General features: G+C 76.1%; 6 protein-coding genes. 5 read left to right on the forward strand and 1 reads right to left on the reverse strand.

The window, feature by feature from the left end:
• Positions 1-173 precede the first annotated feature (173 nt).
• Positions 174-926, reverse strand: a complete 753-nt coding sequence (locus tag NOD94_RS38170; RefSeq protein ID WP_281210843.1) for an NUDIX domain-containing protein — start codon at positions 924-926, stop codon at positions 174-176.
• A 133-nt stretch (positions 927-1059) separates the two neighbouring features.
• Between NOD94_RS38170 and NOD94_RS38175 the strand changes: the two genes are divergently transcribed.
• The 5 genes from NOD94_RS38175 to NOD94_RS38195 all read left to right on the forward strand — a co-directional run bounded on the left by NOD94_RS38175 (position 1060) and on the right by NOD94_RS38195 (position 9731).
• Complete coding sequence (locus NOD94_RS38175) at positions 1060-3087, forward strand: serine/threonine-protein kinase (protein WP_281210844.1); 2028 nt, start codon at positions 1060-1062, stop codon at positions 3085-3087.
• A gap of 38 nt (positions 3088-3125) precedes the next feature.
• Positions 3126-5714 (forward strand): PQQ-binding-like beta-propeller repeat protein, encoded by a 2589-nt coding sequence (locus NOD94_RS38180; protein WP_281210845.1) that lies wholly within the window; start codon positions 3126-3128, stop codon positions 5712-5714.
• Between the two features lie 151 nt (positions 5715-5865).
• A complete protein-coding gene (locus NOD94_RS38185) occupies positions 5866-8031 on the forward strand; it encodes a serine/threonine-protein kinase (protein ID WP_281210846.1) in 2166 nt (721 codons plus the stop codon).
• A 116-nt stretch (positions 8032-8147) separates the two neighbouring features.
• Complete coding sequence (locus tag NOD94_RS38190) at positions 8148-8510, forward strand: S26 family signal peptidase (RefSeq protein WP_281210847.1); 363 nt, start codon at positions 8148-8150, stop codon at positions 8508-8510.
• A 678-nt stretch (positions 8511-9188) separates the two neighbouring features.
• Complete coding sequence (locus NOD94_RS38195; protein ID WP_281210848.1) at positions 9189-9731, forward strand: type 1 glutamine amidotransferase domain-containing protein; 543 nt, start codon at positions 9189-9191, stop codon at positions 9729-9731.
• The last annotated feature ends 247 nt before the right edge of the window (positions 9732-9978 follow it).

Raw genomic sequence — 9978 nt, forward strand, 5'->3', positions numbered from 1 at the left:
TGCCCGCCGGCCGGGAGCGCGGCATGCGTCATCCGGCGGCCGGCGTGTTCGGCCCGCCGGTCGGGCCTGCCCGTCGGGTCGGAGTCGCTCGGACGACCCGGCCCGGTCCGGGTCCCTCGCGCCGTGGCACACCCGAACCCGGCGAAAACCGGGTCCGCTTCCTCGCGGCCCGGTCAGGCCTCGGGTCGGCGCGCGACCGCGGTACAGCGGCGTACGACCATCTCCAGGTAGTCCACCCGAGGCCCCGCCAGGCCCGCCAACTCGTCCGGGGAGCGCACGAACGCGATCGCGTCGAGCTCGGGATCGCGGCCCTCCGCGCGCTCCGTCGCCACCAGCGCGGCGAACCGCTCGCGCAACTCCGCCTCCGGCCGGGGCGGGGCGAGGTGGGTCAACCCGACGCTGCCGTGCGCGCCGCGGGTGGCCGCCCACAACCGCAGCTCCGCCGGCTCGACCTCGACCCCGATCTCCTCGACCAGTTCACGCGCGGCCTGGCCACCCAACGAGGCCCCGTCCAGCACCTCACCGGCCGCGGGCGGCTCGACGGCTCCGCCGGGCAACTGCCACCGTCCCGGGGTGGCCGTCGAGGCCGACATGCGCGCCACGAACACCCGCCCCTCGTCGGTCGGTTGGACCGTGTTCACGAACAGCGACGGCAGCACCGGCGCACCGGGAACCCGGCGCAACGCCCGGTGCCGGTACATCACCGCGGCCCAGCGCAGGAACAGCGTGTCCGGAGCGACCCGCCGGAGTCCCACGCACCCCACCACCAACCCGTCGAACAGTGCCGGGTTGGCCCGTACCGCCCTCTCCCACTCGCGATCCCGCGCCGCTTCGAGGGCGGGCGACAGGACGGGCGCCGCGCCCTCGGCGAGCCGAACGCGGCGGACATCGAAGAATTCCGGGCCCGAAGGCCGAGTCTCGGTCACCCGCCCCATCGTAGGGGCGCCGACCCGTGTCCCTCCGGACCGCAGGACGCGGCGCGGGAGGCGGCGCGGTGGCTGCCCCTCAACTTTGTTGATTGCGGCGCCCCTTGAGGATGGCGCACCTACGATCAAGCGCATGAGACCAGTGATCGCCCCACTGCCGGGCGGCGCGCCCGCGCAGCTCGGTGGACACCGGATCCTGGGGGTGCTCGGGTCCGGCGGCATGGGGACGGTCTACCTCGCCCGACGCCGGGGCCGTCCCGTCGCCCTCAAGACCATCCGGCCCGAACTCTTCCGGGACGCCGACCTCCGCGCCCGGTTCGGTCGAGAGGCCGCGGCCGCGGCGGCGGTGCGCAGCCCCTTCGTCGCGGCGGTGCTCGGTTCCTCGACCGCCGGTCAAGTTCCTTGGCTGGCAGCCGAGTTCGTACCCGGAGCCACCCTCGCCGATGGCGTGCTGCGGCACGGGCCGCTGCCGGCGCCCGCCGTGCGCGTCCTGGCGGCCGCCCTCGGTAGGGCGCTGACGGCCCTGGGCGGGGCCGGTGTCGTCCACCGCGACCTCAAGCCGTCGAACGTCATCCTCGGAGCCGACCGGCCCCGCGTCGTCGACTTCGGGATCGCCAGGGTGACCGGCGACGCGACCTTGACCGCGACCGGGCAGCGGCCCGGAACTCCCGGCTACATGTCGCCCGAGCAGGTCGTGAAGGGGCCCCTCGGGCCGCCGAGCGACGTCTTCTGCCTCGGCACGCTGCTCGTGTTCGCGCTGACCGGCCGGCACGCCTTCTTCGACGGCGACCCGGTCCGCGCGGACTTCCGCATCGCCTACGAGGCCCCCGACCTCGCCGGAGTGCCGTCCGCGCTGCTCCCCGTGATCCGCGGCTGCCTGGAGAAACGCCCGGCCGACCGGCCCACCGCCGCGGAGGTGACCGGGGAGCTCGACCCGCAGGGCGCGGCCCTGCGTCGCGCCACTGGCTGGCTCCCGCCCGCCGTGACCGCCGACGCCACCGAGATGCGACGGGCCGCCGCCGCTCTGGGCGCCGGACCCCGACTGCCCTCCCGCCGTCGACTCCTCGCCGGAGCCGGCGCGGCCGCACTCCTCACCGCGACCGGCACCACGGCCCTCCCGCGCCTCCGGGGCGGCAACGGATCCGCCCGGCCCCCGGCCCCCCGCTGGAGCGGACCGCCCGGTACGGTCCCGCAACCGCTGTGGACGTACGACGGCGCCGCGGCCGAACCCGCCTTCGGGCCGGTCGGCGCCGACGGGGCCGTGTGGTTCGCTGACGGCGACGGAGCAACGGCCCTGCGCGATCCGGTGTCCGGCGAACGGCGCGGGCGCGGCCCGACGGCCCGCGCCCTCGTCGGCGGCCGCCGGCCGGTCGCCCTGGCCCCGGACGGCACCCTCCTCTTCCTGGACGCCGCCACCGGCGCGGTCCGCCACCGCGTGCCCGACCGGGTGGGCGCACTGCTCGCCGCCGACGAGGACCGGGCGTACGTCCTGGACGACGCCGGACACGTCGCCGCGCTGGGGCCCGGGGACCGGGGGACGCGCTGGCGGGTGCCCGCCCCGGTGCCCGGACAGGCCCTCGTCGCGGCCACCGGACAGGGGTTGCTGCTCCTGGCCTCCGAGGCCGGCGGAGTGGCGGCCCTGTCCGTCTCCGACGGCCGGCTCGCGTGGCGGCGCCCCGCCGGGAGCGACGGTCGGTGGTCGGCCCTCTCCGCGCGTGTCGTCGTGGTGGGCGGCGGCGGCCACCGCGCCCTGAACTGTCTGGGCCGGTCCGACGGGGAACAGCAGTGGACCCTTCCGGCCGACGATCCGGCCGGCTTCGGCGTGCCGGCCCTGGCCGGCGACACCGTGTACGTGGCGGACGGCCGCCAGCTCCGCAGCATCGACGTGGAAACCGGCGCCCCCGTCTGGACCGTCTCCGCCGTTGACGAACTGGCGCAGGACCAGGCTCCGTTGGTGGCCGGGTCGGCTGTCTTCGTCCCGTTGCGCAAGCCCGAGCTCGGCATCCTCGTGGTGGACACCGGGCGGGCGGCCGAACAGTACGCCTTCGCGCCGGTCCCGGCGGCGGGCGTCCGCGCCGAGACGCCCTGGCGGGGAGCGGTCGTACGGGGCGGCGTCGTTTGGCAACGCGGCAGTACCGTCCGCGTGCTGCCGGGCATGTGACCGGTCCCGGCCCGGGGCCACGAGGGGGAGGGGAACGCATGGAACGCGGAAATCCGGGGGCCGGGCTGCTGCCCGAGGACCCGAGGGTCGCCGGGCCGTACCGGTTGCTGGCCCGCTGGCCCGGCCCCAGGCCGGACCCGCCGCACCACGGCATGTACGTCGGCCGCAACCGGGACCACGGGCACGCCGTGGTCTGCCTCCTGCCCCCGGCCGCGTACCCGGCCGCCGAGACGCTGCGCCGCGCCCCCGTGCCGGGAGTGCCGGCCGTGCTCGGCCTACGGACCGGGACCGTCCCCTCCTGGGCGGCCCTCGCCTACACCCCCGCCGTGTCCCTGGCCGACGTGGCGGGACGACCCGGTCGGGGGGCCGGGGTCCTGTCCCTGGACCGGTCGGTGGGGATCGCCGGTGAGGTCGCCGCCACCCTGGCCGCGCTGCACGCCCGGGGCATCGGCTACGGCGCCGTGGCGCCCGAGGGGGTGTGGCTCACCACGGGCCGCCCCCTGCTGATGGCCCTGCACGCCTGCCGCACGCTCTCCGAGCCCGGCGGCGGGCCGGGGCCGGAGCCCGAGCCGGTGCGGGAACGGGAAGAAGCGTCGGTGCCGGAACGGGAGGACGCGTCGGGGCCGGGGCCCGAGCCGCTCCCGGATGCCGCGCCCGACCCTGACGGTCGGCCGCGACGCCGGGCCGTCGGGGCCGCGCCGCGGGCGGAACCGCAGAGCCGCGTGTCGACCGTGCCCGCCGCCTTCATGGCTCCGGAAGTGGCGGCGGGCCGACCCTCCTCCGCGGCCGCCGACGTCTACGGCCTCGCGGTCCTGCTGATCCACACGGCCACCGGCGGACTGCCCTTCGGGGACGGGCCGCCACCCGTCCTGGCCTACCGGGCCCTCCACGACCGGCCGGAACTACCCGCGCTGCCCGGCGAACTGGGCCGGGCCGTGGCCGCGGCGTTGGCCCCCGCTCCGGCCGACCGGCCCACCGCCGCGGAGTTGCACCGGGCGATGGCGCTCCACGGGTTGGAGACGGTGAGGCAGGTGACCGACGGGCAGGAACGGGCAGGGCAGGAGGATCCGCCGCCCGCGGGCCCGCTGCCCGGTCGGGTCGTGGCGGCCCTGGCCGTGCGCGCGCAGGAGATCGCCGACCTGGAGACGGAAACCCGGGACGCCGACGCCCCGCCGACGGATGCCCCGTACACGGACACCCCCGACCCGGACGACCGGCGCCGGGCGGACGGCCCGGCCTCCACGGACGAGGCCTCACCCCGGGGCCGCGCACCCGGCCCCGTCGGCGGTCCGCACCCGGAACCGGACGGCGGCCGGGACGCGGACCCGTACGAGCACCCGCACGGCGCCCCGCCCCCGCCCGGGGCCGAGGGGTCGCACACCCCCGCCGCGCCGCCGCCGCGCCCGGCACCCACCCGCCGCCGGCTCCTGACCCACCTGCTCGCCGGTGCGGCCCTCGGGGCGTCCGGCACGCTCGCCTGGTCCGTCCTCACCCGCGACGACGGCCGGACCGGTCCACCGTCCGGGGCCGGCGCCGCGACGGGCACGAGCCCCCGGGTGCCAGGGATGCCGCCGCCCGCGCTGTGGCGCTTCGACGACAACACGGCCCGTACGCGGCTCCTCCCGGTCAGCGGCGCCGACCGGTTCCTGATGCTGCGCGGCGACGTCCTGTACGGGCACGACCTGCGCACCGGCAAGGAGGTGTGGCAGATGCCCGGAGTGAGCGGCAACGACCCGCCCGTCCAAGTGCCCGGAGACCGCTTCCTGGTGACCACGCGCGAGGGGATGTCGCTCCGCTCGCTCGGCGAGGGACGGGCCCAGTGGCTGCAACGCTCCGAGAACCTCTCCGGGGTGCTGGCCGTCGAAGGCGCCACCGCGTGGCTGGTGGTGGGGGACGGCAACCCGTCCGGCGGGCACCTCTTGGCGGCCTTCGACCTGGACCGGCGCAAGGAGTTGTGGCGCACACCGCTACCGGCCGGCTTCGCCTACCGGTTGGCCGCCTTCGTCGGCCCGCGGACCGTCGTCGTGGAGGTGACGGTGCCTCCCCAGGAACTGTTCCGCGACGTCACGGCCGTCCGGACGCTGGCGATCGCGGGATACGACAGGAACGGCGGACGCATGCTCTGGAACCGCACCTTCCGCGACGTCGACACCGGCCCCGCCTCCGCGGTGGACCCGGCCGACGGCGGTCGGCTGTTCCTGCTCTCCCGGGGCCACGCCCAGGCCTACGACCTGGAGTCCGGCACCCGGCTGTGGGAATCGCAGGCCGTCGTCGCCGGCACGAACGCCCAACCCCTCCTCGCCGGCGGCACCCTGTACCTGACGGACGACGGCCGGGGTCCCATCGTCGCCGTCGCACCGGACACCGGACGGACGCTGTGGACGCAGAGCCTCGACGAGGACCTGGAATGGTCCATGCTCGGCCGCATGGTGGCGAGTGCGTCCGGCCGGACCCTGTACCTGTCGACGCTGAACCAGGTCACCGCGACCTCCCTCCCATCGGGCAAACGCCTGTGGCAGGCGGGACTCGCCGGGGTGGAGGCCCGTGAACCGTTCCAACTCGTCGCGACCCCCAACGTGTTGCTCGTCGCCCGACCATCGGTGGTGGTCGCCCTCCCGACGGACTGACCGTCCCCGCTCCGCCCGCAGGCCGTCCCGTACCGGGGGCACCCGCACCACGGCCCGCCGCGGGCCGGGCGTCGGGTCCGCCCCGCCGCCTCCGCCGCCCCGTCCCGCGGCCCCCGTCCCACAGCCCCCGTCGCGAAGGATCCCACCGGCCATGTCCACGCTCCTGCCCCTGCTGCCCGACGATCCCGAACGGCTCGGCGCGTACACGCTCCTCGGCAGGCTCGGCGGTGGCGGGATGGGCACCGTCTTCCTGGCCCGCACCGCCGGCGGCCGGCTGGCCGCCGTCAAGACCGTGCGCGCCGACCTGCGCGACCGGCCCGGCTACCGGGAGCGCCTGACCCTGGAGGCCGAGGCCGCACGCTCCCTGGGGGCGGAGCACACCGCCGCGTTCCTCGGCGCGGACCCGGACACGGCGGTGCCGTGGCTGGCCACGGCCTACCTCATCGGGCCCTCGCTGGCCGAGGCGGTGGCGGCCGGGGGGCCGCTGCCCGAGGGGGCCGTCCGCGGGCTCGGCTCCGCCCTCGCCGCCGCCCTCGCGGCCCTGCACCGTGCCGGACTCGTCCACCGCGACCTCAAGCCCTCCAACGTGCTGATCACCGCGCAGGGTCCCCGGCTGATCGACTTCGGCCTCGCCCAAGCCCCCGGCAGCCCCCGCCTCACCGGGGCGGGGGGCGTGGCCGGCACACCGGCCTACATGTCCCCCGAACAGGCGCGCGGCGGGCCGCCGGGCCCGGAGGGGGACGTGTTCGCCCTCGCGGCGGTCCTGGTGTTCGCCGCCACCGGCCACGGCCCCTACGACGCCCGCGGCCGGCAGAGCACCCTGCAACTGCTGCGCGACGGCGCCGCCCCCGACCTGACCGGCACCCCCGACGGACTGCGTGAAACGCTCGCCGCCTGCCTGTCACCGGAGCCCGCGCAGCGCCCGCGCCCGGACCGGCTGTGCGAGCGGTGGGGGCGGTTCGACGCCGGTGAGTTCGTCGACCTGTTGCCACAGCGACTCCTGACCGACCTGTCGCGCCGGATCGAGGACGTCGCCACGGTCACCACCGCCCCGTTGCGCGCCCCCGCCCCGCGACGCGCCCTCTCCCGCCGCACCGTGATCGCGGGTACGGCGGCGGCCGCGCTCACCGCCGCGGGTGGCGGCTCGGCGCTCTGGCTCACCGGTACCTTTCCCGGCTCGGACAAGGGCTCGGGCGCCCGTTCCGGCGGCCCGAAGGCCACCCCCGCCCCGAGCCGCGGCACCCGCCCGCCCGGCACCCCGCCGGCCCCGCTGTGGTCGGTCCCCTCCCCGTTCTCCGCCTCCCCGGCCGTGGCGATCGAGAAGGTCCTGATCCACGTGAGCGACGTCATGCGCGGAATCTCGACCGCCGACGGCCGGATCCTGTGGGAGGCCCAGACCGCCAAGCTCCGTACGGCCGTGGCCGGCGACCGCCTCGTGGGCCTCGTCTTCGACGACGACGGCAACGCGAGCGCGGGACACATGGATCCGCTGACGGGCCGTCTCACCCCCGACGCGGCCGGCCCCGCCGTCCTGGGCGAGCTCGCCTACACCACGGGGCTGCTGGCCGCCGACGCCGAATGCCTCTACCTCAAGGCGTACTACCGTTCCGGAGAGCAGGAGGACCAGCCCTGGCTGGTCGCGTACGACCTGGGCGCGCGCAAGGTGCGCTGGCGCCAACGCATCGAGGGCGCGGTCCTGGACGCGGACGATTCCCTCATGATGTCCGCGATCGTCTCCGGCGGCCGCCTGATCGCCTCGGATCCCGCACGCGTCCTGGCCGTCGACCTGCGCGACGGCCACCAGCTGTGGGCGACCCGGGTACGGACCGACCAGCAGGCGGTCACACCGACGGAGTCGGGAGGCTTCAACCGCCCGGTCGCCTCGGACCGCCACGCCTTCGACTTCGAGGAGAGGATCACGGCGGTGGACCTGACGACGGGGGCGGTCGTCTGGACGCTGGAGCCCGAGGGGACGAAGTTGCTGAGCGCGCCCGTCTGCGTGAACGGCACGGTGTACGTCGCGGACGGCTCGTTCCAGGCCTTCGACGAATCGACCGGGAAGAAGGTGTGGACCCACGACCCGGGCGCGTACGTCTCCATGCTGGCCCCTCCCGCACCCTTCCGCGGCGAGGTCTACGCGGCGGTCGCCGACGGCGGTCAGGCCGTCGTCGCGGTGGACGTCGCAGGGCGCCGGACCGCGTGGACGGTGTCCGCGGGAGCCGTGAACATGCCGGACGGACCCAGCATGATCGTCCAGCACGGAAACCGGCTCTACCCCCAGGCCACCGACCGCATCGCGGCCCTCCCGCTGGACTGATCCGGCCGCGCCACGGTCCCGACGGCCTGCCCGACGAACCGCCGGGCAGGCCACCCCACGGACCGCCCCGACGTAAATCGCCGGCCGGCGGGTGCCGCACCTGTCACGATCACCGCATGGGCGCACTGGGGGCGATGGCAGGTCGGGTCGCGGGCGGGGCCACCGTGGAGTTCCGTCCGAGCGGGTCCTCCATGGTCCCGCTGATCCGCAGTCGGCAGCGGGTGACCGTCGCCCCGGTGGACCCGGCGAAGTTGGAGGTCGGGGACATCGTCCTCGCCCGGGTCGCCGGGACGGTGTACCTGCACCTGGTGTCCGGCCTCGACCGGGCCCGGGGACGGGTGCGGATCAGCAACAACCGGGGCCGGGTCAACGGCTGGACCGGCCACGACCGCGTCTTCGGCATCTGCCTGGCGATCGACGGTGTGCCCCGGCCGGGTGCCGCCGACAAGGGGCGCGGGGCCCGTGCCACCGGCACCTGACCCGCCGCGTGGGCCGCCGTGTACGTACGACCTCGCACCGTCACCCCGGCCGCACGGAGTTCGCCGCCGCCCTGGGCAGGTAGGAGCCGCCGACCGGGGCACATGTCGGTGACGCGCGGGCAGCCCGAAAGCACCTACCCGCACGACCCGCCCGCGGCGACGTCACCACCGCCGCTCGCGGCGGGGGACGCGGCGGAACCGAGCACGGAGACCCTCGTTCCTCCGGTCGGTTCGCACGACGAGTGGGACCCCCTGGAGGAGATCGTCGTCTGCCGGCTCGACGGCGCCGCCATCCCCGCCCGCCACCCGCCTCCACGGGGCGTCACCCCCACCCGTCCGGTTGAGGCGCGTCGCGCAGGGCAGGCGCAGGGCAGTACGAACGTGCCCGCATGCCGCACGCAAAGGACTCCCAGGGGAACGCGATGGACAGGACCGCGGAACGCCGACCCGAAGACCCCGAACTCCCGGGGCCCACACCGAGCGGTCCCGATCCGACCCCACGCGACCCGGGCCCCGGTGGAACGCCCCAGGACCCGGGGGAGTCTCCCGCGGGGCCCGCGCCCGGCGAGCAGCCGGCAGTTCCGGAACCACCCGACTGAGCCCCACCGACGCGGCATGTCCGAAGGCCCGTTGAGGACGACAGAAGCACGAGAAGCACGAGAGAAGGAGGTGGACCTGGTGCGCATCGCCTTTCTGACCGCGCTCGAGGGCGTGGAGGAGATCGAACTCACCGAACCGTGGAAGGCGGCCGAGAAGGCCGACTGGAACCCGCAACTGGTCTCGACGGGACCCGGTCGGGTCCAGGCGTTCCGCCATCTCGACAAGGCGGGTACGTATCCCGTCGACCACGTGCTCGCCGGGGACAGTTCGGACGGCTACGACGCACTGGTCCTGCCCGGTGGCGTCGCCAACCCCGATGCCCTGCGCACCGACGGGAGGGCCGTCGGCTTCGTCCGCGACTTCTTCACGGCGGGCAAGCCCGTGGCGGCGATCTGCCACGCGCCGTGGACGCTCGTGGAGGCGGACGTGCTGCGCGGCCGCACCCTGACCTCCTGGCCGAGCCTCGCCACCGACATCCGCAACGCGGGCGGCACCTGGGTCGACCAACAGGTGGAGGTCTGTCACGCGGCGCCCGCGACGCTGGTCACCAGCCGGAAGCCGGACGACCTGGAGGCCTTCTGCACGGCCTTCGTCATGGAGTTCCGCAACCACGGTTCCTGACGGGACGGGGGACCGGCTCCCTACGGCACGGCACGGCACACGACCGCACGACTCCGACGGACCGCCGGCTCCTGACGTCCACCCACACCCGCCCCCGCACAGCAACGGAGAAGCCATGGGCACCCCTCCCAACGACCCCGTTCCTCCCTCACCCACCCCCGCGCCGGGCCCCGGTCCCGGCCCCCGGCCGGGTCCGCTCCCCGGTCCGGTGCCCGGCCCCGGCGGCCCCGATCCGGTGCCTCCGGCC

Origin of the sequence: Streptomyces sp. Isolate_45 (genome assembly GCF_024721315.2) — a bacterium.
Taxonomy (GTDB): Bacteria; Actinomycetota; Actinomycetes; order Streptomycetales; family Streptomycetaceae; genus Streptomyces.

Excerpts from the sequence above, each read along its gene's own strand:
- NOD94_RS38190 (WP_281210847.1), top strand. The coding sequence starts at position 8,148 with ATGGGCGCACTGGGGGCGATGGCAGGTCGGGTCGCGGGCGGGGCCACC.
- NOD94_RS38175 (WP_281210844.1), top strand. The coding sequence starts at position 1,060 with ATGAGACCAGTGATCGCCCCACTGCCGGGCGGCGCGCCCGCGCAGCTC.
- NOD94_RS38185 (WP_281210846.1), top strand. The coding sequence starts at position 5,866 with ATGTCCACGCTCCTGCCCCTGCTGCCCGACGATCCCGAACGGCTCGGC.
- NOD94_RS38180 (WP_281210845.1), top strand. The coding sequence starts at position 3,126 with ATGGAACGCGGAAATCCGGGGGCCGGGCTGCTGCCCGAGGACCCGAGG.